This window comes from Sporomusa sp. KB1 (genome assembly GCF_007830295.1).
Classification (GTDB): domain Bacteria; phylum Bacillota; class Negativicutes; order Sporomusales; family Sporomusaceae; genus Sporomusa.
This window is the reverse complement of record NZ_VLKC01000001.1, coordinates 312,615-334,774: the sequence shown is the minus strand read 5'-3', so window position 1 is coordinate 334,774 and position 22,160 is coordinate 312,615. Positions and strand designations below refer to the sequence as shown.

The 22,160-nt window shown below is 43.1% G+C and carries 19 protein-coding genes; 17 read left to right on the top strand and 2 right to left on the bottom strand.

All coding sequences use genetic code 11. The features are described from left to right. Positions 1–107 precede the first annotated feature (107 nt). The 13 genes from SALPA_RS01425 (at position 108) to SALPA_RS01370 (ending at position 12,782) form a co-directional block, all read left to right on the top strand. On the top strand, positions 108–920 hold the full coding sequence (locus SALPA_RS01425; RefSeq protein WP_145088791.1) for an alpha/beta fold hydrolase: 813 nt from the start codon (positions 108–110) through the stop codon (positions 918–920). A gap of 482 nt (positions 921–1,402) precedes the next feature. Continuing rightward, positions 1,403–1,711, top strand: a complete 309-nt coding sequence (locus SALPA_RS29405; RefSeq protein ID WP_222427808.1) for a hypothetical protein — start codon at positions 1,403–1,405, stop codon at positions 1,709–1,711. Positions 1,712–1,864: 153 nt separating this feature from the next. Next, positions 1,865–2,854, top strand: coding sequence for a radical SAM protein (locus SALPA_RS01420; protein WP_145088788.1), 990 nt, complete (start codon positions 1,865–1,867; stop codon positions 2,852–2,854). A 67-nt stretch (positions 2,855–2,921) separates the two neighbouring features. Next, positions 2,922–4,019, top strand: coding sequence for an ABC transporter substrate-binding protein (locus SALPA_RS01415; RefSeq protein WP_145088786.1), 1,098 nt, complete (start codon positions 2,922–2,924; stop codon positions 4,017–4,019). Positions 4,020–4,133: 114 nt separating this feature from the next. Next, positions 4,134–4,907, top strand: a complete 774-nt coding sequence (locus SALPA_RS01410; protein ID WP_222427807.1) for an ABC transporter ATP-binding protein — start codon at positions 4,134–4,136, stop codon at positions 4,905–4,907. After that, on the top strand, positions 4,891–5,814 hold the full coding sequence (locus tag SALPA_RS01405) for an ABC transporter permease (protein WP_145088780.1): 924 nt from the start codon (positions 4,891–4,893) through the stop codon (positions 5,812–5,814). Before SALPA_RS01410 ends, SALPA_RS01405 begins: the two co-directional genes overlap by 17 nt. Position 5,815: 1 nt before the next feature. Beyond that, complete coding sequence (locus tag SALPA_RS01400; protein WP_222427806.1) at positions 5,816–5,974, top strand: hypothetical protein; 159 nt, start codon at positions 5,816–5,818, stop codon at positions 5,972–5,974. Between the two features lie 189 nt (positions 5,975–6,163). Next, a complete protein-coding gene (locus SALPA_RS01395; RefSeq protein ID WP_255450712.1) occupies positions 6,164–6,502 on the top strand; it encodes a cupin domain-containing protein in 339 nt (112 codons plus the stop codon). 64 nt (positions 6,503–6,566) lie between these two features. Next, positions 6,567–7,562 carry a zinc-dependent alcohol dehydrogenase family protein gene (locus tag SALPA_RS01390; RefSeq protein ID WP_145088777.1) on the top strand — a complete coding sequence of 332 codons (996 nt, stop codon included), beginning with the start codon at positions 6,567–6,569 and terminating at the stop codon, positions 7,560–7,562. 307 nt (positions 7,563–7,869) lie between these two features. Then, positions 7,870–8,370: a ferritin family protein gene (locus tag SALPA_RS01385; RefSeq protein ID WP_145088774.1), complete on the top strand. Its 501-nt coding sequence runs from the start codon at positions 7,870–7,872 to the stop codon at positions 8,368–8,370. An 82-nt stretch (positions 8,371–8,452) separates the two neighbouring features. Continuing rightward, on the top strand, positions 8,453–9,667 hold the full coding sequence (locus tag SALPA_RS01380; RefSeq protein WP_145088771.1) for an FprA family A-type flavoprotein: 1,215 nt from the start codon (positions 8,453–8,455) through the stop codon (positions 9,665–9,667). Positions 9,668–9,880: 213 nt separating this feature from the next. Beyond that, positions 9,881–11,260, top strand: coding sequence for an aminopeptidase (locus SALPA_RS01375; RefSeq protein ID WP_145088768.1), 1,380 nt, complete (start codon positions 9,881–9,883; stop codon positions 11,258–11,260). 376 nt (positions 11,261–11,636) lie between these two features. Further along, on the top strand, positions 11,637–12,782 hold the full coding sequence (locus tag SALPA_RS01370) for an MFS transporter (protein ID WP_222427805.1): 1,146 nt from the start codon (positions 11,637–11,639) through the stop codon (positions 12,780–12,782). Between the two features lie 115 nt (positions 12,783–12,897). On the opposite strand, the gene SALPA_RS01365 is transcribed toward SALPA_RS01370, so the two are convergent. Beyond that, positions 12,898–13,272 (bottom strand): VOC family protein, encoded by a 375-nt coding sequence (locus SALPA_RS01365; protein ID WP_222427804.1) that lies wholly within the window; start codon positions 13,270–13,272, stop codon positions 12,898–12,900. A 239-nt stretch (positions 13,273–13,511) separates the two neighbouring features. Continuing rightward, complete coding sequence (locus tag SALPA_RS01360; protein ID WP_145088761.1) at positions 13,512–14,126, bottom strand: isoprenylcysteine carboxylmethyltransferase family protein; 615 nt, start codon at positions 14,124–14,126, stop codon at positions 13,512–13,514. 647 nt (positions 14,127–14,773) lie between these two features. Between SALPA_RS01360 and SALPA_RS01355 the strand changes: the two genes are divergently transcribed. The 4 genes from SALPA_RS01355 to SALPA_RS01340 are packed head-to-tail and all read left to right on the top strand — an operon-like array spanning position 14,774 to position 22,093. Then, positions 14,774–15,943, top strand: coding sequence for an efflux RND transporter periplasmic adaptor subunit (locus tag SALPA_RS01355; RefSeq protein WP_145088758.1), 1,170 nt, complete (start codon positions 14,774–14,776; stop codon positions 15,941–15,943). Between the two features lie 5 nt (positions 15,944–15,948). Further along, positions 15,949–16,950 (top strand): NHLP bacteriocin system secretion protein, encoded by a 1,002-nt coding sequence (locus SALPA_RS01350; protein WP_145088755.1) that lies wholly within the window; start codon positions 15,949–15,951, stop codon positions 16,948–16,950. Positions 16,951–16,952: 2 nt separating this feature from the next. Beyond that, entirely contained in the window at positions 16,953–19,145 is a 2,193-nt protein-coding gene (locus SALPA_RS01345) for an NHLP family bacteriocin export ABC transporter peptidase/permease/ATPase subunit (RefSeq protein ID WP_145088752.1), read from the top strand. Then, complete coding sequence (locus SALPA_RS01340) at positions 19,142–22,093, top strand: NHLP bacteriocin export ABC transporter permease/ATPase subunit (protein ID WP_145088748.1); 2,952 nt, start codon at positions 19,142–19,144, stop codon at positions 22,091–22,093. The genes SALPA_RS01345 and SALPA_RS01340 overlap by 4 nt, the downstream gene beginning before the upstream one ends. Positions 22,094–22,160: the final 67 nt, after the last annotated feature.

Here is a 22,160-nt window from a genome sequence, read left to right as displayed (position 1 = left end):
AAAAAGCAGAAGCGGGCTAAATGAAATCCTTTTCGCATGCTTTAGATAGCACAATATGTAAAAAAGAATAAAATGTATTAGAACTTGATATTTGGAGGGGAATATAAATGGGATATTATATTTCGGTAGAGGAAAACATAAAAATTTATGTTGAAGATTTATACCCAGAGGGACATCAGACTATACTGTTTATCCACGGTTGGCCTGCGAATCATAAGATGTTTGAATACCAATTTAATGAATTTTCCTGTAAAGGTTACCGTTGTATCGGTGTGGATACGCGGGGCTTTGGAAAATCAGATAAGCCTTTAACAGGGTATTCTTATGATAGATTAGCAGACGATATTAGGTGTGTTATTGAGGCGCTTGGATTGCAAGATATTACGCTTTCTGGTCACTCCACTGGGGGGGCGATAGCGATTCGTTATATGGCACGTCATCAAGGATATGGTGTTTCAAAGCTTGCCCTTTTCGCCGCAGCCGCACCGAGTCTTATTGAACGCCCAAACTTTCCTTATGGCCTAAAACGAGGAGATGTCATTAAAATTATTCAAGATACTTATAATGACCGTCCAAAAATGCTACAGGGTTTTGGAGATATGTTTTTCTTTCAGTATGTTACCCAGTCATTTTCCAACTGGTTTTTACAATTAGGACTAGAGGCCGCAGGGTGGTCAACAGCGGCAATTGCTAAAACTTGGCTTGATGAAACTTTATTTTCAGATATGAGAGAAATATGTGTGCCTACCTTAATACTTCACGGAATTCATGATAAAGTTGTTCATTTCGACCTGGGAGAAGCCCAAAATCAAGAGATAGAAAACTCACACCTTATACCTTTTAGATATAGCGGTCATGGATTATTCTATGATGAGAAGGATAAGTTCAATAAAGTATTAAGCCAATTTATTGAGGGCTGAGACGAACTTCTATTGAGCTTGGCAGCGGCAGTCTCTTGGTAGCCATGAATGGCCTGGAAGAGTTAGCTTTTGCCCGCGAGGGTTAAAGTTGGTGTAGTATTGGACACCCATATTATAGTAATCTACATGGCTGGCAATGATTTGCTAGATGAGCTAGTAGTTCTCCTGCAAAGAGAAGAAACCACGAAAGTAGTGTATGAACATAGTGGCCACTCCACAATATGTGTTTAGAAAAAATGATATGTTTCCTCAAACAACTCGGCTTGAGAGAGGCAACATATCGTTTTTTTGTATGTTTACATAGCTCAGACAAGACGAGGATATGATCCCTTTTGCTGGCAAAGTTATTTGTAGCTGTTGTGGTAAAATTTATATTTTATATCAAGCTTTAGAGTGTCCAAAATTCTTTGCATAGCGCATGCCAAGTATTAATTGACCTATTCTACTAAATGTGCTAGTCTTATAATGAAAATTGTAAAATAATGCAAAGAAAAGGCCGGCGAATTTATATTATTTGGAGCCGCAATGATAATTCAGCTGTCATTGTGGGGCAGATCGGAGTGGAAGTGGTTCCCCCTGTCCAGGTAATTGTGGTTTTTGCGCTTTTAGTAAAAATCATACTCAATTTCAAAATAATAGGATCAGCGAAAATTGAATTTAAAAGCTGGAATAGGGATGACCAAAGTTGTTGCTGCCAACCACAAGCTGCGGCAGGAGTCAAAAAGGCTCAATCCTTCGTTGCTAGACGCTGGGCGGCACCGCAAAACAACAAAATTATAGTTTGTGAGTAAAATATCTATAATTGCAAGTTTATTTGTAGTTGCAATTATAGATATGCTGCTATATAATGATAGTGGCAATAGGGTCTGAAGCACATGGCAGTACGGTAACATTCCAGTTTAATTACATATGTAAATAATCTTTTATTATGGAGGACCAATTATATGACTAATTTGGAACTGATAGCGTACGCAAAAGAGAATGCGATGTCAGGTAAAAATCTTGATAGAGAGAGTATTATACAGTTACTATCTATTTCACCCGACTCACCGGAATGTGAGGCTTTGGGGAAAGCAGCTCGCGAGGTATCATCAATTATTATCGGAGACAAGGCTTATATATCGGGCTCAATTGGAGTCGACTTTACCCCTTGCAGCATGAATTGTGAATTTTGTTCACTTGGCGAAAAATGGGGTATTGTTCAGAAGGAAGTTAAATACACCGATGATGAGATAATTGATAAAGTAAAGCAATTCGTGGAAGTAGGGGCGAGTCGGATAACCCTCCGGACTACCGAATTTTATAGTCCGGAAATCCTGGGTGTTTTGGCGAAAAAAGTCAAAAAAAACATACCGGGAAAGTATGAACTTGTGCTTAATATCGGCGAGTTTGATTTGGAAACAGCCAATCGCTTAGCTGAGTTCGGTGTAGATTGCATTTACCATACCTTAAGGCTGGGTGAGGGTAAAAACACCAAATTTGCTATAGCTGACCGTCTGGCAACAATGCAAGCAGTAAAGGATTCTCCTTTAAAACTAAATTTTTGTGTTGAGCCATTGGGAATAGAACATAGCAATGAAGAAATTGCGGACCGGTTTTTGCTTGGCTGCGAATATGGTGCAACGCGAATAGGTAGCATGGCGCGGGTACCGGTAAAAGGAACGCCCCTCGCTGATTTGCCGCAAATTTCCGAGCGAAGACTTGCTCAGATTACTGCAGTTATACGCTTAGCCAGTGGTACAGGTGATGTTAGCGTCCACCCTCCCTGCGAACAGGCAGTGGCATGGGGGTGTAATAGCCTCTGTATTGAAATTGGTGCAAATCCCCGCGATACCGAATATGTTCCCGACAGCGAATGGAAGCATTTTACCGCTATGCAGGCTAAGGCGTGGTTTGAGAAGTATGGTTACAAATTCTGCAACAAGAATGAATAGCATAGTTACTTATAAGGAACCGTTATCCGTGTGGAAGTAAGCCTTATTTATAAAGGGAGAATTCTAAATGAAAATACTTTTGAAGTTTGGCAGTGTAATGCTTGTTGCTCTTATGCTGTCATTAACTGCTTGCAGCATGGGATCAAAGAGCACAAATGTGGATAACAGTACAGCAAAAACAGGAGAAGTCACAACACTGAAAGTGGGGATGTCAGGTACCTTGATGAAACCGGTTGGCATTATTATTGCCGACAAAAAGGGTTATTTTAAAGAAGAGGGAGTCAATGTTCAACTGGAGAAGGTTGGTAATCAAAATGATGCCACGACCGCCGTTTCTACAGGCGATATGGATATCTTTCCTTTTGGCGTTGTTGCTCCCTGTACCTTTGTGTCTAAGGGTGCGGATATGGTTATTTTTGGTGGTACAATATCCGAAGGCAGTGAAATTCTTGCATCACAGAACTTTAAGGGAGTTTTGAAAACTGCCGAAGATTTTAAAGGCCGTATTATTGCCGTATCGCGTGCCGAAACAGGGCAGATGGTTTTAAAGGATTACTTAACTCAATGCGGTCTTAAGCTTGGTACTGACGTAAAGTTCGTTTATGTTGATAAAGAGACTGTCGGTATGGAAGGCGTAAGGAAGGGCGAGTATGATTTCTATATTTGCAATAATGCAATGGGCTATATTGGCAAAAAATCCGGCTTGATTGTGGCGGGAACCGTCAGGCAGTTTGTGCCTGATTATCCTTGCTGCCGCCAGTTTTGCTCTCGCAATGCTTATAATAATAAGCATGATGCTCTGGTCAAATTTGAAATTGCCTTATTGCGTGGTTATCAATACTATTTAAATGAAAAGCAGAGCACCATCGAAATACTGGCTGAATATTCAGGGCAAAAACCTGATTATGTGGAAGCAAGCATGTATGGTCTTGCTGATTACGAAAATGTGATGACAGTTTCATTAGATCCCAATAAAAACGCCGTTGTTGCTTTTCATCAAACCTTAAAATCTTTAGGAGAAATCGATCCCAATTCCTCATATGATATAAAAAATTATATCGCCACAGATGTTTATGAAGATGCGTTAAAAGAATTGAGTAAACGCGAACCGAATAATATCATCTGGAAAAAATTAGTGGATGAATTTCGCGCTAAAAATCGCTAAATAGTTTTAAGCGAGTCACTGCACTGCATTAATCATGCAGTGCAGTGATAGTTTAATTGATTAGAATTTTCCTGGAAGCAAGTTTTGGGGGCATACAAAATGGGAGCTATTCATATGAACCATCTTTTTTATAGTTATAAGGATAATACTGAATTAGTTTTGGATGATATTAATTTGACGATTGAAAATGGAGAATTCGTCTGTATTATTGGTCATTCCGGCTGTGGTAAAAGCACGTTGCTTAGAATTTTAGCCGGACTGGCACTTCCTACTGAAGGAGAAGTATCTATAGATCATCAACTTATTCGTGGTCCCGGGACTGATAGAAGCGTGGTTTTTCAGCATTATTCCCTATTTCCCTGGCTAACGGCCAAAAAAAATATAAAATTTGGGATTCAGCAAGCAAAGAAAAACTTGTCTAAACAACAAGTTGAGGAATTGGCAGTTGAGTATTTAAAAAAAGTTGGGATGGAAAACGCGAAGGATAAATATCCCTATCAACTTTCCGGCGGTATGCAGCAAAGAGTGGCTATTGCCAGAGCTTTGGCTATGGACGCCGAAATATTGCTTTTGGATGAGCCTTTTGGCGCTATCGATGCCAAAATCAGACGCGGGCTGCAATTGCTGTTAGAGTCCCTTTGGTATTATAGCGAACGAAAAAAAAACGTAGTATTTGTAACGCATGATATTGATGAGGCAATTTTTCTGGCCGACCGTATTATTTTTATGCGTCCCGGAAAAATCTGTGCAGATATCAAAATACCTTATGCAAGACCGCGCAATCAAGCCGAATTTATAAAATCAGAACACTATGAGAGACTTAAAAATGAATTGCGGGAATTATTCTATCTTGAGGCGGAGTTAGACGAAAATGAAGAATTACTTTAAGTATAAGGAATTTTTTGCGGCAACTGTATTACTGGTCATATTGATTTTGCTTGTTCTGGTGCCGGGACAAAAAAAAGTAATGTCTATAACTCCTTTGTTGGTTACTATTGCCCTTATTGAGCTAATATATATATATAAGTTAATCAACTTAAAACGAAAAAATATAAAATGCAGAGCGCCGTCAGATATTGTTATTATTGTCTGGTTAGTATTTATTATCTGGGAATTATGTACAACGAAACTCGATATCGCCCATCCTGTTTTAGTGCCGAACCCTGAAGATGTGTTTAATGTTTTCGCGACTCAGTACAAGGAGTTATTACTTAATGTTGCCTATTCTATGGAAATACTACTTATTGGTTTTTTTTCTGGCCTTAGCGGCGGTGTAATACTCGGTATTGTTGCAGGACGGATACAGCGTTTGCGTGAGTTTAGCTTTCCTATTGCCAATGTGCTGACGCCGATTCCGGCGGTGGTTTTTTCGCCATATCTTGTTGCGATAATGCCTACTTTTCGTAGTGCATCGGTTGTTGTAATTATTCTTGGTATCTTTTGGCCTACTTTTTTAAACATGATGATACGGGTAAATTCTATTGACCAGCGCATTGAGGATTCGGCCAGAGTCCTCAATGTGAAAAATTCTACTATGATGTGGAAAATCGTGTTGCCTTATGTTTTTCCGGGCATTATTTCGGGACTAAAAGTTTCCATGACGACATCTCTATTAATGCTAAATTTTGCAGAGATGTTAGGCGCTACACATGGTATGGGCTATTATATCCAAAATAACAATGTTTTTGCCAATTATACCAATGTTATCGCAGGTATTATTCTTGAAGGTATAGTTGTTACTTTGTTAAGCGGTATCATATCATGGGTTCAGTGCCGGGCGATTAAGTGGCACTAATGTGTATAAGCTGCAGATTGATCTATATTATTGCGTGGAGCCTATTGGGCCGGAGCATAGCTACCAAGAGCTTATTGATGAAATGATGCGGGCACGACTACCATGTAAAAGTAATGGCAGTCATGCGAAGGATACCTGTGCCAGGAACACCTTTACATGATAAAGGTCAAATTATCGCGCTGGAATTTTTCGGTCGGCTCGTCAATAAGTTTATAGTAAGCATCAAAATTTTCCGAAGGTGTTTTTAGTTTAGTAATCAAATTTAAAATATTAGAATAAATATTTTTTTCTTTATTTTCTTGTTACAGAAAAAACTTCTATAACGACAAAATAATTAGGAGGCAGCCAAATGGACAAAATGATTGTAGAAAGTCAAAGCGTCAGCTATAAGCAAATTACCGATAAACAGTCGCAAAGAGTACTGAGCTATGGGGATACCATCATGTCGGTGGAAAACCTGTTTAAAAAAGGCGGCGTTGGCGCGCCCCACAAGCATACGGATCATGAGCAAGTTTCTTACATCACTAAAGGCAGCTTCGAAATAATACTTGGAGACGAGAAAAAAATTCTCAAACAAGGAGATAGTTTTTACGCTGGTAAAAATATGTTGCACGGTGTAACAGCACTCGAAGAAGGCTCGGTAATTATCGACATTTTTACTCCCATCCGCCAAGACTTTTTGTCATAGATGGAATGAATAAATAAAAGGGGCTGCTGTGCCTTGAATTTGCGAAAGGGAGGGTTATAAAAATATGAAAGCAATGGTAATTCGTCAATACGGGGGTCCTGAAGTATTTGAGCTAGCGGACGTAGATAATCCGGAGCTTCGCGAAGGTTATGTATTGATAAAAGTTGTGGCAAGCAGTGTCAACCCACTTGAGACGAAAATTCGCTCTGGATTGGCTGCCAATATAGGGCCGGTGCTGCCTGCCATTTTGAATGCCGACGTCTCCGGTGAGATTGTAGCTGTTGGCGCTGGAACTGACCCTTGGAAAGTGGGAGATCAGGTATTTGGCTGTACCGGCGGAGTTGGTCAATTGCAGGGGGCATTGGCAGAATATATGTTAGCTGATGCTCGATTGATAGCCAAAAAACCAGAAAATATCGATCACTTTATGGCAGCTTTATTTCCACTAGTCACGATAACTGCCTGGGAAGGAATTGTAGAAAAGTCCTTAGCGAAACCGGGAGAAAAACTTTTAATCCATGGTGCTACAGGCGGTGTAGGTCATATCGCAGTACAATTGGCGAAACAGCAAGGGGCTGTTGTTTACGGTACTGTCACGAACCCTGAAAAGGTTGCTATCGCAAAAGAATATGGTGTGGATTATGTAATTGTGGCTAATGATGAATCAGTTGAAAGTTATGTGGCTAAATTTACCGATGGTAAGGGCTTTGATGCAGTTTTCGATACAGTGGGCGGAAATAATCTGATTCATAGTTTCAATGCTGTCAAACTAAAGGGTACGGTTTGTACTACCAACGCTAGAGCCACGCTCAACATAGGAATGATGCATTCAAAAGCGATTACTCTTCATGCATTGTTGATGACCGCACCCATGCTATTTGATATTGAGCGGGAGCGTCATGGAATAATCTTAGACCAGGCGAGACAATTAATTGAACAAGGAAGTTTACGCATTCTGCAGGATCCACAAAAATTTGCCTTTACTGACATCAGTAAAGCCCATGAGTATCTTGAGTCAGGTAAGGCACTTGGCAAAATATCATTGGTTAATGTTTTATAGGTAAACTAACTGGCACTTTGAAGATATATAATCCATATGTCAAATTCTACTATGTGGGAGCACTTTCTTCGGCCCAGCAACTATGCTGGGTATTTTTTTTTTCGCTTGTCGAGTTGGGACCTGGTGAAAGACTTTTATCAAAAAGCGGCCTACATTTTGGGGCGCAACGATGATTTTTGCGCATATTTATTGGCACTATCAAAATTTTTAACATTTTATGCAGAAATTTTTGTAAAAAAGGAGGAAGATATTAAATTTTATAGAACTGATATCAAAGGATAACAATTATTCAAAAGAGAGGTATAATATGGAGAATTTATTGAGTGATCTTGAAGGCTTGAGAATTGCAATGAACATTGAAAAAAGAGGTTTCAATTTCTATCAGAAGGCATATAACAAATTTAATGATACACAAGCTAAGGCGTTATTTAAAATATTAATGGAAGAAGAACAAGAACATCTAAGTACCTTTACAGAGTATTTCAATCGGATTGAAGCTTGCAAAGAGGCTCATAGTGCGGAATATTTATTTGATGCAGAGACTTCAAAATATTTAACTGTACTGGTAGAATCCCATGTATTTCCGACTGAACAGGATGCAGAGCGCATTATCAATGAGTTGGCAACTGTGGGAAATATTATTAAATTAGCTTTAGGTGCTGAAAAAGATTCAATTTTACTTTATGATGAATTAGCTAAATGTTCCAAATTTGAAGATGCAAAGACTGTATTTTTGAAATTAAAAGGTGAAGAGCAACGTCATGTTACAGAAATCAGCCATAAACTCAAACAGATTGTAAATGCATAATTGAAGACATTTTAGACTTTTGTTACAATAAAACTGACGAAAACAAATTAATAGGAATCATAAATCAGGAAGGATGAATGTCATGCAATGTATACAAGAGATTAAGAAGGATGTGTACTGGATCGGTGGCAACGATTTTTCTACCGAACGGTTTGAAAATATGCTTCCGCTACCTAATGGGGTGAGCTACAATTCCTACCTTATTTTAGATGAAAAAACAGCAGTAATTGACTCGGTCGACGCATCAATCCGGGTGCAATTTCTGACCAATGTAAAATACTTACTGCAGAACCGGAAATTAGACTACCTTGTTATCAACCATATGGAGCCTGACCACTGCGCAGCCTTGGTGGATTTGGTGGAAATGTACCCGGATGTGAAAATTGTCGGCAACGCTAAAATCTTTACCTTCTTCGAGCAATTCTATGGAAAGCCTTGTCCGGATAACTATGTTACTGTCGGCGAAGGGGATGTCATTGATCTCGGCCGGCACAAACTACAATCATTCAAAGCGCCAATGGTGCATTGGCCGGAAGTTACAGTTACCTTTGAACAAACAGAAAAGCTTCTCTTTTCCGCCGATGCGTTCGGTACTTTTGGTATTCTCAGCGGCAACATTTTCGCAGACGAAGTGGATTATGAAGCCGTGTATCTTGCCGATGCTCGCCGGTATTACAGCAATATCGTCGGCAAATTCGGGCCACAAGTCCAATTGGCGTTGAAAAAACTATTGCCGCTTGGCATTGAAATGATTGCACCGCTACATGGCCCAATCTATCGTACCCCGGAAATGATTCAATACATAGTGGGCAAATATAACGCTTGGAGCAGTTACGAGCCGGAAAAGAAAGGCGTGCTTATTGCCTTTGCATCTATGTACGGCAACACCGCAGCTGTTGCCAATGCTTTGGCCAATAAATTGGCATTGCGCGGCATCACTGATATGCGGATGTTTGACGTATCCAAAACCCATTCTTCCTTCGTTGTTGCCGAAGCTTGGAAGTATAGCCACTTGGTATTGGCTGCACCGACCTATAATCTAAACCTGTACCTTACCATGGAAAATTTGCTTCATGATCTCAAATGCTTGCATTTCCAAAACCGTAAATTTGCTGTAGTTGGCAACCATAGCTGGGCATCGGCGGCGAAAAACCGCATGGTGGAATATGTAACAGAATACTTCAAAAAATCCGAGCTCATTGGCGATGCGTTGGATTTCAAGTCCTCATTAAAAGCGGAACAAGAGGCAGAACTAGATGCTTTGGCTGATGCGATTGCAGCAAGTGTAAAGGCATAACCTGAGGCAGAAAATGTTAGGGAAAATGTAAATAAAAAACCGCAAAATGGTGGCTATTTTATGTCGGCCACTATTTTGCGGTTTTTTTTCTCCTGTAGGGCTGCTACTTCCTTTTTACACAATGATACGAACTTGATCCTTTAGCTCCAAACAGAATCGAGATGTGATACAATACTTGTTAGTGCAAAAGAGAAAGAAAGAAGGTATTTGTTCATGGAAAGAAAAAACATTTGGACAAAATATGATAATGAAGAATTGAAGGAATTAGAATCGGTCAATAATGAATATTTAAAATTCTTAGATGGCGGAAAAACAGAGCGAGAATGCGTGAAAATCTCTGTGGAAATGGCAGAAAAATCCGGTTATAAAAATCTGGCAGACATTATAAAAAATAAAACAAAGTTAAAGGCCGGAGATAAAGTATTTGCTATAAATATGAAGAAGGCAATTGCTTTATTTTTGATTGGTGAAAATCCAATTGAACAAGGAATGAATATATTAGGGGCACACATAGATTCTCCAAGACTTGACATTAAGCAGAATCCATTATATGAGGATACAGAGTTAGCTTATCTTGATACTCATTATTATGGCGGAATAAAAAAATACCAGTGGGTTACTTTACCACTGGCAATCCATGGCGTTGTAGTAAAAAAAGATGGAACGGTTGTTGAAATAGTAATTGGTGAAAATGAGAAAGATCCTGTGGTGTTCATTTCAGATTTGCTTATTCATTTATCACATGAGCAACTTGAAAAGAAGGCGGAAAAAGTAATTGAAGGCGAAGAACTTAATGTAATTATTGGAAATAAGCCATTAAAGGGTGAAGAAAAAGATGCTGTAAAAAAACAGATTTTAAAACATATCAAGGATAAATATGGCATTGAGGAAGAAGATTTTATTTCAGCAGAATTAGAAGTGGTTCCAGCAGGAAAAGCAAGGGAAGCGGGAATTGATAAGAGCATGATTATGGCTTATGGTCATGATGATAGGGTATGCGCGTATACTTCCTTAGCAGCAATGTTTGAATTTGACAGCATAAAGAGAACAGCCTGTACAATCCTTGTTGACAAGGAAGAGATAGGCAGTGTTGGTGCAACCGGCATGCGATCAAAATTTTTTGAAAATACAGTAGCAGAAGTATTAAATGCAATGGGCGGATATTCAGAACTTATACTTAGAAGAACACTTGCTAATTCGAGAATGTTATCATCAGATGTTAGCGCAGCCTTTGATCCAACATTTGCTTCGGCATTTGAAAAGAAAAATGCCGCTTATTTTGCAAAAGGAATGGTATTCAACAAGTTTACAGGCGCAAGGGGAAAATCCGGTTCAAATGATGCAAATGCAGAATATATTGGAAAATTAAGACAAATTTTAGATGAACATAACGTTGCGTATCAGACAGCAGAACTTGGGAAGGTCGATTTTGGCGGCGGCGGTACCATTGCTTATATTTTGTCACTTTATGGTATGCAAGTAATAGATTGCGGTGTGGCATTGCTCAATATGCATGCTCCTTGGGAGGTCGTAAGCAAGGCCGATGTGTACGAAACTAAAAAGGGTTACATGGCATTTTTATCATCACTATAAAAGATGCAAAATAAAAAACGATGAACGAAAGTGTAAATTAAATAAATGCTTAGAAATCGTAGATATCCTCTCTGCATATTTGTGGAGAGGTTTTTTGACTTTGCTTCGCCAAAATTTTCAATCAAAAGTTGTGTAGCAGTACAGTTTTTGGGACGGAAATGACATGGCTATATATTGTAGAACATGGCAAAAAACCGATAGGAAGCCGTAGCAGGCTTAAACTATGGTTTTTTAATTTATACTACTAGCATTTAGCGGTATAATGGAGTTATCCATATGCTAAAAGTTAAGTAGTTGTAGTGGCACATATACATTACAAACAACGGCGAGTGATTTTTTAGAAAATGCGGTGAGACGAATGATTCGCAAATGTTCAATGACAGATAATAAATTAGTTTGGATATTAGGTTTTGCAGGATTTATTTCTGCGGCGGATAATTGGATTGTTTCTCCTATCTTGCCAGCAATTGCAGTTGGATTTGGAGTTTCGGTCTCTCAAGTAAGCATTATACTAACCGCATATATGATGCCCTATGGGATAATGCAGCCTGTCTATGGGTTTATTAGTGACCGTTGGGGTAAAGCTAGGATACTACAGTGGATTGTATGTGGACTTGCTTTGGGTACTCTTGGTTGTGCCATTGCTACTTCTTTATGGATGTTATGTCTTTGGCGGATTATAACAGGCTTTTTTGCTGCCGGGGTGATTGCTGTGTCATTGGCGGTGATAGGTGACACGGTATCCTTATTGGAGCGTCAGAAATATGTAGGAAGGTTTATGGGGATTGTTTTTCTTGGTCAAGGGTTAAGTGTTGGATTAGGAGGGATTTTCGCTAACTTCATTAGCTGGCGCGTAGCTTTTATTTTTTTTGCCGTATTAACGCTCTGTATGCTCACCTTTTTGAAAAAACTGCCTAAAGATGCTTCCCAGCCATTAAACTGCAATTTTTTTCTTGAAATCAAACGGGTAGCCCTGACGCCTAAGGGAATGATAATCTTTCCGCTTGCATTGGTTACGGGATTTTTATTACTTGGCCTATATAGTTATTTAGGAGCATTTTTGCATGAAATTGCAGGTCTGGATTACGTACAAGTTGGGATGGTAGTGATGTTTTACGGTTTTGCTTGTCTGCTTGCTGGTTCTCAAGTTGGCAAGTTTGGACAAAAATATGGTCACAAAAAGACGATTATAATCGGTGAGTTTCTTGCTTTATGCACAGCTCTTACTTTGGTAATTTTCCCTTATTGGCAAGCGGGGTGGCTGGCTACGATTAGTTTAGGATTTGGATATATTTTTATTCAATCTACCTTAGCGACAATTGCTTTTGATGTTGCAACTGAAAATAAAGGACTTCCTTCAGCGTTAATTGGCTTAGGTCTTTTTGGTGGTGGGGGTTTAGGCACTGCTCTTGGCAGCTTGTTGCTTTCTCAGGGAAGTTACCAAACTCTTTGGCTGTTTTTGGGTGCTGGTATTGTAATACTTATTTTTATTACAGCTAAACTGCGATTTTCTATGAACTGAATCGGTAAGTAATTGCATCATCAAAATGAGAACCTGGATTCTAATCCAGGTTCTCACACTATACAACTTAACTCTAATGAAGTAAGACGTAGATCAGATTTAGTGTCTGGAATTACTACATTGTGTGCAGCCCGATCCGATTGCCCTCACTGTCTTCAAAATAAGCGCAATAACCATATTCTCCGATACTAGTCTTAGGGATCAGCTCTTTCCCCTTGTTCGCAACTACCTTGTTCAGTGTATTGGTTATGTCGGTCACAGAAAAGTATACTATTGTTCCAGCATAGGACGGCACAAAGTGTTCCTCCTGCACCAGCGCCCCGCCAACGCCAGGAACACCCATTTCCATCGGAAACATAGCCATCTGTCTCGAACCCATGTCGACAATAGTAAGTTTTCTGTCAAATACTGACTCATAGAAAGCTCTGCCTCTTTCCATATCCACCACAGGAATCTCAAACCAAACTACAGGATTCAGTTTCATCTCCATAAATTACACGCTCCCAATATTTTTGCTTTACTATGTCACAGCTAAAAATTGACGCAATTATACAATCTTTCAGCCCATTTAGTATAACCGAGATTTTATGTAAAAAGCCTTTTTTCGTTAGATTCATTATAAAATTCCGATTCGGCAAAAACACGCGGTAGGACAAAAAGGTTCTGCTCGGCTGCCTGCCGGTACTTTTGGTGGAATGAAAAACGCGGGCCAGCGGCAAAGAGATGGGGTTAAAACAATTTTTTCGAAAATAGCCACTTAAATGGGAAAAGCATGGATACCTTTTCTTGATACCTGCGATAACTAGTTCCATACTCTGCAATAATCTTATTCTCTTCAAGAACCGTACCGATTACTATGTAAACTGTAAGAATAAGGTTAATAATCAGCGTTGAAACATATATATCGCGTAGCCAAATAAAGATGATTACCGCTAAGTACCAGGGATGTCGTGTTAATCTAAAAATTCCCGATGTGTCAATATCACCAGTTGCAGACAAAAGAATATGTGAGTTTCCAGATTTAATTTGCCTAATTCCTAAAAACTGTAGCATGTCATATTTTTTTAAGCCTGCAAAGAAAAGTGTTACTACAATTATCATTAATAATGACTGGATTATCAGCGAAAAGCCACTCCACTGGAATAACACCTCGCTTTTTAAACCTGTACTATAAAAGGCTACCGGCATTAGAGTTGTTAGCGATATAAGATTAAATATAAGTCGATAAAATCGGTATTTGCTTCCCATTCTATTTTTAAGATAATTTGTAATGGTCAATGAGATCATTACACTATGAAGCGTACACCATAGGCACCACAATAAGATTAAATATATATATTCCATTTTCGAATTTCTCCTTTTCTTTTTAATTATATAGACAAAGTTAGTTTCGAGAAAGATATATCGAATTGGTAAGCCCTATTTTTAATTACAAAGTGTTTTTGTTTATCAGTTAATATTGATAGTGTATTAAGTCTGATAAAACATTTTTGTGGTTGATGTAAGGTAAGGCCTAACGATTTAGTGAAGCCATAAAAAAATAGACAAAATACGAAAAGAAGAATAAACTAGAGATAAAATAATGCCAATTTTGCCTTAAAAATGAATAAAAGGAACAACTGGGATTTGGAGGCACAGAGTGAAAACGATTAACTTGAAACTGATGCTGGTTCATTGAGGAACGCGGACTCATTCGATTACTCAGATTGAGCCTAGGTCATATGTCGCTGGCAGAAATGATGGCCAGTAAAGGAATTGAGGTCTCTGTCTTTTCGGGAGAATTAGTAAAGGGTCTGGAATTCCTGAGGTAACGCCCAAGCCGGGAAGCTTGGGCGTTGCCTCAAAGTACGAATTGTGCTGACAACACGGTGGTGGGACTATACTCTGAGTATGAGAATCAGTCAGCAGATTTTCGGCAAGGTGAGCGAATCTAATACATGCTGTAGGCGGCTGTAAAATATGTAGTGATTTTGTATCTGGGAGAGAGTGCGATGAAGAAACAGTATGTTTATGTGTTTTTCGCTAGTGCAATTATACTAATCGGTTTACTGGTGGGGTATGGCATCTATGTAAATACTTCCAGTAGCGCTCATGTGGCGAAAATGGCCGCTTCCCAGTATGTCCGGGTAAGAAACGCGCGGGTTTCGTTCCGGGATATCGCGCCGGTAGTTTACTTTCCGGTCGTAAATATATATTCGCCGAATATGCTGGATGTGCATTTTGAAACTGATGGTACTATCGAGCAGGTTTATGTCAAGCCGGGTGATAGAGTAAGGGCCGGGCAGTTGCTGGGTGAAATCGCCAATAGCGGATTGGCCGCTGAAGTACTGCAGGCAGAAGGGAAAGTCCGTTCCGTCGAAGCTAATGTTGTAAAATGGACAAATACATTGCGCAGGTACCAGATGTTAGCGGTGCAGAATGCGGTTTCCCAGCAGCAGCTGGATGAGGCGGACACAAGCCTCAGGGCAGCTGCGGGAGAACTGGCTTCGGCACAGGCATACCACGGAGAAATGGTTGCCCGGTTAGGAAGACAGCATATCACGGCACCCTGTGACGGCGATGTACTGCAGGTGTATCATACGCCGGGTGCGGTCGTGCGCAGTGGTGAATCGCTGGTGTTGATCGGTGAACTGGCGTCCTTGTATTTTCGGAATAATGTTGCCAGCGATGTTCTGGAACAATTGCAGCCACTTACGGGAAACTTCAAAATGGCGATAAAAAGAAACAAAGTTGTGGAGAAGGTCTATGCTTCCCTGATAAAAGGCGGGAATCCTGGTGGAGAAAACGATTTTGAGCTAGCAATTGCACAAGTGTCACCACCGCTGGAGACGCCGGTCCAATACCGTACCGTGGAGTATAAAATCAATAATTCCAGCGGTTTGATCGAGCCGGGTACTTACTATCAGGTCAAGATTTACACTGCAGGCAAACAACGGGTATTATCTGTGCCGAAGGGCTCCCTAATGGGTGATGCGGAGCCTTATGTTTTGGTGATCGACCCGGACAGCCGCCTGGAGCGGCGAACGGTCAAAACTGGAATCAGGGATGACGAATTTGTGGAAATACAATCTGGCCTGACGGAAAATGAGACAGTCGTTGTAGCCGGTAAGGATACCGAATTTATGCCAGGTATGAAAGTGCAGGTAATACAAGCTTTATAGGGTATATGTCAACCCGGGAAGGATTGAAAGAAGATATGCAGAAGGAACAAACCCAGAAACTCTTCCGCCAGGAAGCGCTCGAACGTCTGCGTTCACCGGATCAATTGGATATATTGTTTGCTCCGACTACGCCCGTGGCTTGGATAGCTTTGGCTGCCATATTGCTGCTGGTATTATCCGCACTGGTTTGGTCGGTCTTTGGTGTGATGGCTACTAAGGTTAATGGGACAGGTCTGATCGTTGATGCCAACGGCTCAGTTAATATCAGCTCTAATGTCAGCGGACGGTTGGGAGAACTGCGGGTAAAAGTTGGTGACCGGGTGCATCGTGGACAGGTCGTCGCCACGGTTGAGCAGCCGGATATTGAGGCCCAGATTGCCAGGCAAAATCGGGAGTTGAATACCACAATATCTCGTGAAGATATGGCAACTAGGGTGGCCAGTCTAAATGAACTGCAGGACAAACTGCAGCGCAACAGCCGAGTGGTTAGTCCAGTGGACGGAGTTGTCGCCGACCAGATCGTTAACGGGATGGGTGATATTTTATCGCCAGGTACGCCGCTGTTAAATGTGCGCCTTGACGAGGAGTACCAGGGCGAAATGATGGTCTTGTTTTATGTGCCGGTACTGGAGGGCAAGAAGATTCAGCCAGGCATGATGGCACAAATCGCGCCTGGATCGGTGGATGCATCAGAATATGGCAGCTTAGTCGGTCAGGTACGCAGTGTATCGAACTTTCCCGTCCTGGCTGACAGCATAACCAACTGGACAGGCAACAAGGAATTGACCGCGTGGATATTGAAGCAAACCGGCGGCGCGGCTATGGAGGTTAAGGTCGACCTAATCAAGGACAGCGAGACGGCGACAGGTTATTTGTGGTCTTCCATTCACGGCGCACCGGAAAAAATCACACCGGGGACGACCTGTACGGGAAATGTTGTAGTGAAACGGCAGGCACCGGTTACTAAGGCCTTCCTGAAACTAAACCAATGGTTGCGGAGTGATTGAAAATGACGAAAACACAAGTTATCAAGACTCCGACGGTTTTACAAATGGAAGCAGTGGAATGCGGGGCTGCGTCCCTGGGGATCATTCTCGCTTATCACGGTCTGTTTCTCCCTTTGGAGCAGCTGCGGATAGAATGCGGCGTTTCCCGTGACGGCAGCAAGGCCAGCAATGTAATGAAAGCGGCCCGGCGCCTGGGACTGGAGGGCGCCGGCTTCCGTGACAGCGCGGAAGGACTGCGCAGCAGTGAACTGCCCTTGATCATTCATTGGAATTTTAACCATTTTCTCGTGTTGGAAGGCTTTAAAGGTGAATTAGTTTACCTAAATGACCCCGCAGGCGGCCACCGGACAGTGACTTGGGAGGAATTTACCACGTCCTTTACCGGTGTCACACTGCGGTTAAAACCCGGACCCGGTTTTCAAAAAGGCGGTTCACCGCCTGGTATTATGCCGGTTTTGGCCAGGCGGTTTCGCGGTCAGGAAAAATCATTGCTTTTTGCAATGCTGACCGGTGCCGGGCTGATTGTCCCCGGACTGGCCATCCCGGTGTTCAGCCAGGTGTTTTTAGATGATATATTATCTTTTAAACACGCGGATTGGATATTTAATTTACTGCTGGCCATGGGGATTGCGATGGTGCTGCAGGGGACGCTGACCTGGCTGCGTTCCTGGTGCCTTACTCGTTGGCAAGGGGCGCTAACCATCGGGGAGTCCAGCCGGTTTTTCTGGCACTTGCTCCGGCTGCCGATGGAGTTTTTTCAACAGCGCTATGGAGGAGAAGTAGCTTCTCGGGTGCAGTTTAATGAAGCGGTGGCGTCGGTTTTGGCCGGTCCTGCCGCTACGGCAGTTTTGGATGTGACGATAGCAATTTTTTATCTAGGCTTGCTGTTTCAGTATAATGTCACATTAACTTGTATTGGTATCGCTTTCAGTTTGATTAATGTGGGTATTCTCTATCTAATGTTTCGTTGGATGACTGAGCAGCAGATGAGGGTTCAGCAAGATACGGCTAAAGCCTATGGTACGACTATTGCCGGCATTCAAACCATCGAAACATTAAAGGCGAGCGGCAATGAGGGTGATTTTTTTAACAAATGGGCAGGCTATCAGAGCAAAATGCTGGAAACAATGCAAAAAATTGAATTGTCCTCACAAGTTTTTATGCTTGCACCGTCCTTTTTAACCGGCTTAAATACCGCTGTCATTATGGCGGTGGGAGGGTTTCAGATCATGGACGGGCTGATGACCGCCGGTATTTTTGTGGCCTTTCAGAATCTGATGAGCAAATTTCAAGAACCGTTAAACAATCTGCTTAATCTAAGTCAATCCTTGCAGACGACCCAGATGCAGATGCAGCGTCTTGATGATGTGGCACGTTATCAGGTTGACGAGGACAACTATCCCGCCGAGCCGCCGCCAGACATTGGCAAAGCCAAACTGTCCGGCCGGCTGGAATTACGGCAGGTGACTTTTGGCTATAGCCGGCTGGAAGCGCCGCTGATTGAAGACTTCAATCTGACCATCGAACCTGGGCGCTGGGTGGCGCTGGTCGGCGGATCAGGCAGCGGCAAGTCTACAGTGGCCAAATTGGTATGCGGCCTGTATCAGCCATGGTCGGGGGAAGTACTATTCGATGGTTTGCCCCGCCGCCAGATTCCCCGGGAAGTAATTGTTAATTCTGTTGCAGCAGTGGATCAGGAAATTGTCCTGTTCGCCGGTACAGTAGCGGACAACATTTCGCTGTTTGATTCCACCCTTTCGCGTTTTGAAGTTGTGCGGGCGGCCAAAGATGCCGCGATTCACAGCGATATCACCGCGCTGCAGGGAGGCTACGAGGCAAATGTGCAGGAAGGTGGACGAAATTTCAGCGGCGGACAGCGGCAACGGCTGGAAATATCCCGGGCATTAGCTATGAATCCTGCGATACTTGTGCTTGATGAAGCGACCAGCGCGTTAGACCCCTTGACTGAACAAACGGTTGTTAACAATATCCGCCGCCGGGGTTGCGCTTGTTTAGTGGTCGCTCACCGCTTGAGCACCATCAGAGACTGCGATGAAATTATTGTGCTGCAAGATGGTAAAGTTGTGCAGCGAGGCACGCATGAAGAAATGGTTGTTGTCGACGGCCCCTATCGGCAATTAGTAGCTTATGACACCGGCGACATGACAGCTGCACAGAAAGGAGAACCGATATGACAACGGGGAATTCTGCGAAACAAGCAGAGTATATTGAGTTGGCGCCGGGTGACTTTTTATGGCTCGATGACCCAGAGATAATGTTGCAGATCTCCTCAGGTACTGTGGATGTATATGCTGTTGCTTCAGTAGGCACCTGGCAAGGTCAGAAAATTTTTTTGTTTGAGGCCGGGGAAGGGCAAACACTCTTTGGGCTGCCGCCTGCAGAGAGCAAAGGGATGGTAAAGCTTCTTGTTCTTGCGCCCCGGGGGGCGATAGGTAAACAGATGGCGCGCAGCCAAATACTGGCGAAGGCCATCCGCAGTGGTGAGCATATCCTGGAAGCTATCTGGTTTATGCTGGAGGAATGGCTGGAAGCATTACTGTCCGCGGCAGTAATTGACCCGCCCCCTCGTTCTTTTATATCCCTGGAGGTCGGTGAATCGGTCACCGTCCAACAGGGGCAGAAGCTCAGACCACAGAAAAATATGATTTGGGTCCAGGTGAAGAGCGGTGATGTGCGGTATGGCCCTCTGCCGGAATATGTACTAACTAAGGAAACGGATTTTCCGCTGATGTCCAAGTGGTGGTTGACAGCTGCCGACAAGTCCAGTCTTAGAGGACTAGCTACGGAAGAGGTGTTTCTCTTGCCCGCTAATGGGGACTTGGCGGTTTTTTGGGAACCGCTTGCCAGATGTCATCAATTATTTAGCTCGTTTATTGAACTGCATTTTGCTACTGCCGCCAGGCGCGACAGCGAACGGCTGGCCGCCAGAGGGCAACTGCGAGAACGGCTGTTGTACGGTGCTGCCAATCATCTGCTGCGTACCGATATGCCCGAATTGGCCCCCGCGGTGACAGTGGAAGGTTTGCATTCTCCCTTACTGATGGTGGTAAGAGCGGTAGCCAGCTATTTAGGGGTAGCAGAACAGCAAGTCACTATACCGTTAGGGGAGGATCCGTTGCGACAGGACATGCCCATGCTGAGAAGTGTTGTCCGGCTGGCTGGTATGCAGGTTCGCCAGGTCTGCCTGGAACCGGGATGGCAGCGGCAGGATAACGGGCCACTCATCGGTTTCCGGGGACCTGAACGGCGTATGGTGGCTATATTGCCGGTAACAGCGGATAAGTACCGCTTGTTTGATCCCGGCAGAGCGGAAACGGTACTAGTTAGAGAAGAGACAACCCACGAGATTGAGCCTATTGCTTATACGGTTTATGCCGGTTTACCCAAGGAATCAATTAGTGTGTCCGGTTTGCTGAGCTTCATGGCTAAAAAGTGCTGGCCTGGTGATATATGGGCTGTTGTATTTATTAGCCTTATTGCTGGTATCATTCCTATACTAACCCCGTTTGTTACCCAAACTATTTTTGAACATATTATCCCCAATTATGAGCGCCAGGGCTTGGTGATCGTTGTACAGGTCATGATGGTAGCCGCATTTGCTACAGCCGGCGTCGCTTTTGCCCGCGGTGTTACCTTTCTGAGAGTTAAAAACAGGTCGCATTTGGTCGCCGAGGCTGCATTGTGGCTGCGTTTGCTGTCTTTGCCTGTTGCTTTTTTCCGGCGATATGAGGCCGGAGATTTAGCCCAACGCATGCATAGTGTCAGCCAGATATTTATGCTGTTATCCAATGCGTCTGTATCAGCCTTGTTTAATACGCTGTTTTCCTTTTGGAGCCTGTTAGTTATGTTGTATTACAGCTGGAAGCTTACGTTGGTAGCGGGGACGGTGTGGATTATCTATCTTGTCATAACCGTTTATCTGCAATGGTGTATGGTAGTGGCTAAACGGCGTATGATGGCGGCTGAAGGAGAAACGGCTGGTCAGGTATTACAAATATTTAACGGTTTGAGCAAGTTCCGCATGCAGGGTGCGGAAGCCCAGGCTTTTTATTTATGGTCCAGAAGATTTGGCGAACAGTGGAAATGGAACAGGGATTTTCGGTGGAAGTCCAACTGGCTGGAAATTGTCAACACGTTGCAGCCTGTGCTGTTGATCATGCTGGTTTTTTGGCTGACAATGCGCTGGCTTGAGCCCGAAGGCACCGGGATGCAAGCAGCCTTTATAACCTTGCCGGAATTCATGGGCTTCAACTCGGCGCTAGTCGGCTTTAACGCCACGTTGACCGGCATGATAACGTTGAGTGCCAATTTACTTGATATTGTGCCCCAGGTCGAACGGCTGCGTCCTATACTGGAGGCTGAGCCGGAAATAATCAATGGCAAAGCCGAGGTCGACGCATTAAGCGGACAGATTGAGATCAGTAATGTTTCTTTTCGCTACGGACCTGACATGCCGCCAGTATTGCGCAATATATCCATGAATATACATCCGGGACAATTCGTCGCCATTGTGGGGGCATCCGGCAGTGGTAAATCTACTTTACTGCGTCTTCTGCTGGGTTTTGAAAAACCCGAGACCGGTTCTATTTACTATGATGGTCAGGACCTGGCGGAGGTAAACGTGGCTTCGGTGCGGGCTCAGATGGGAGTAGTGCTGCAAAACGGCCAAATGATGGCGGGTGATATTCTATCTAATATTATCGGTTCTTTGCCGCTGACCATTGACGATGCCTGGCAGGCGGCGGAAATGGTGGGGCTGGCTGAGGATATTCAAGCCATGCCCATGGGCATGAATACTCTGATCAGCGAGGGGGCTTCCAATATTTCCGGCGGCCAACGGCAGCGGATACTGATTGCCAGGTCCATTGTGCACCGGCCACGGCTGATTATGTTTGATGAGGCAACCAGCGCGTTAGATAACAGAACCCAGGCGATAGTGACCGAGAGTCTTGACCGGCTCAATGCCACCCGTATTGTAGTGGCGCACCGGCTGAGCACGGTGATCAACGCCGACATTATTTATGTATTGGATAAGGGTGAGATTGTGGAGCGTGGCACGTATTCGGAACTGATGGCGCAAAGTGGTCTTTTTGCCATCCTGGCTCGCCGGCAAATGGCGTAGGGGCAGAGCAGGCAAGCGGGTAGTTGTCCTGGCGCAATCGAAGAGCAAAAACAAGCCCCTGCAATCT

Bases quoted from the DNA above. Each gene is read 5' to 3' on its own strand.
- SALPA_RS01410 (WP_222427807.1), top strand. From the start codon at position 4,134: ATGAACCATCTTTTTTATAGTTATAAGGATAATACTGAATTAGTTTTG.
- SALPA_RS01420 (WP_145088788.1), top strand. From the start codon at position 1,865: ATGACTAATTTGGAACTGATAGCGTACGCAAAAGAGAATGCGATGTCA.
- SALPA_RS01380 (WP_145088771.1), top strand. From the start codon at position 8,453: ATGCAATGTATACAAGAGATTAAGAAGGATGTGTACTGGATCGGTGGC.
- SALPA_RS01375 (WP_145088768.1), top strand. From the start codon at position 9,881: ATGGAAAGAAAAAACATTTGGACAAAATATGATAATGAAGAATTGAAG.
- SALPA_RS29405 (WP_222427808.1), top strand. From the start codon at position 1,403: ATGCAAAGAAAAGGCCGGCGAATTTATATTATTTGGAGCCGCAATGAT.
- SALPA_RS01345 (WP_145088752.1), top strand. From the start codon at position 16,953: ATGACGAAAACACAAGTTATCAAGACTCCGACGGTTTTACAAATGGAA.
- SALPA_RS01385 (WP_145088774.1), top strand. From the start codon at position 7,870: ATGGAGAATTTATTGAGTGATCTTGAAGGCTTGAGAATTGCAATGAAC.
- SALPA_RS01395 (WP_255450712.1), top strand. From the start codon at position 6,164: ATGGACAAAATGATTGTAGAAAGTCAAAGCGTCAGCTATAAGCAAATT.
- SALPA_RS01350 (WP_145088755.1), top strand. From the start codon at position 15,949: ATGTCAACCCGGGAAGGATTGAAAGAAGATATGCAGAAGGAACAAACC.
- SALPA_RS01415 (WP_145088786.1), top strand. From the start codon at position 2,922: ATGAAAATACTTTTGAAGTTTGGCAGTGTAATGCTTGTTGCTCTTATG.
- SALPA_RS01425 (WP_145088791.1), top strand. From the start codon at position 108: ATGGGATATTATATTTCGGTAGAGGAAAACATAAAAATTTATGTTGAA.
- SALPA_RS01340 (WP_145088748.1), top strand. From the start codon at position 19,142: ATGACAACGGGGAATTCTGCGAAACAAGCAGAGTATATTGAGTTGGCG.
- SALPA_RS01370 (WP_222427805.1), top strand. From the start codon at position 11,637: ATGACAGATAATAAATTAGTTTGGATATTAGGTTTTGCAGGATTTATT.
- SALPA_RS01405 (WP_145088780.1), top strand. From the start codon at position 4,891: ATGAAGAATTACTTTAAGTATAAGGAATTTTTTGCGGCAACTGTATTA.
- SALPA_RS01360 (WP_145088761.1), bottom strand. From the start codon at position 14,126: ATGGAATATATATATTTAATCTTATTGTGGTGCCTATGGTGTACGCTT.
- SALPA_RS01390 (WP_145088777.1), top strand. From the start codon at position 6,567: ATGAAAGCAATGGTAATTCGTCAATACGGGGGTCCTGAAGTATTTGAG.
- SALPA_RS01365 (WP_222427804.1), bottom strand. From the start codon at position 13,272: ATGGAGATGAAACTGAATCCTGTAGTTTGGTTTGAGATTCCTGTGGTG.
- SALPA_RS01355 (WP_145088758.1), top strand. From the start codon at position 14,774: ATGAAGAAACAGTATGTTTATGTGTTTTTCGCTAGTGCAATTATACTA.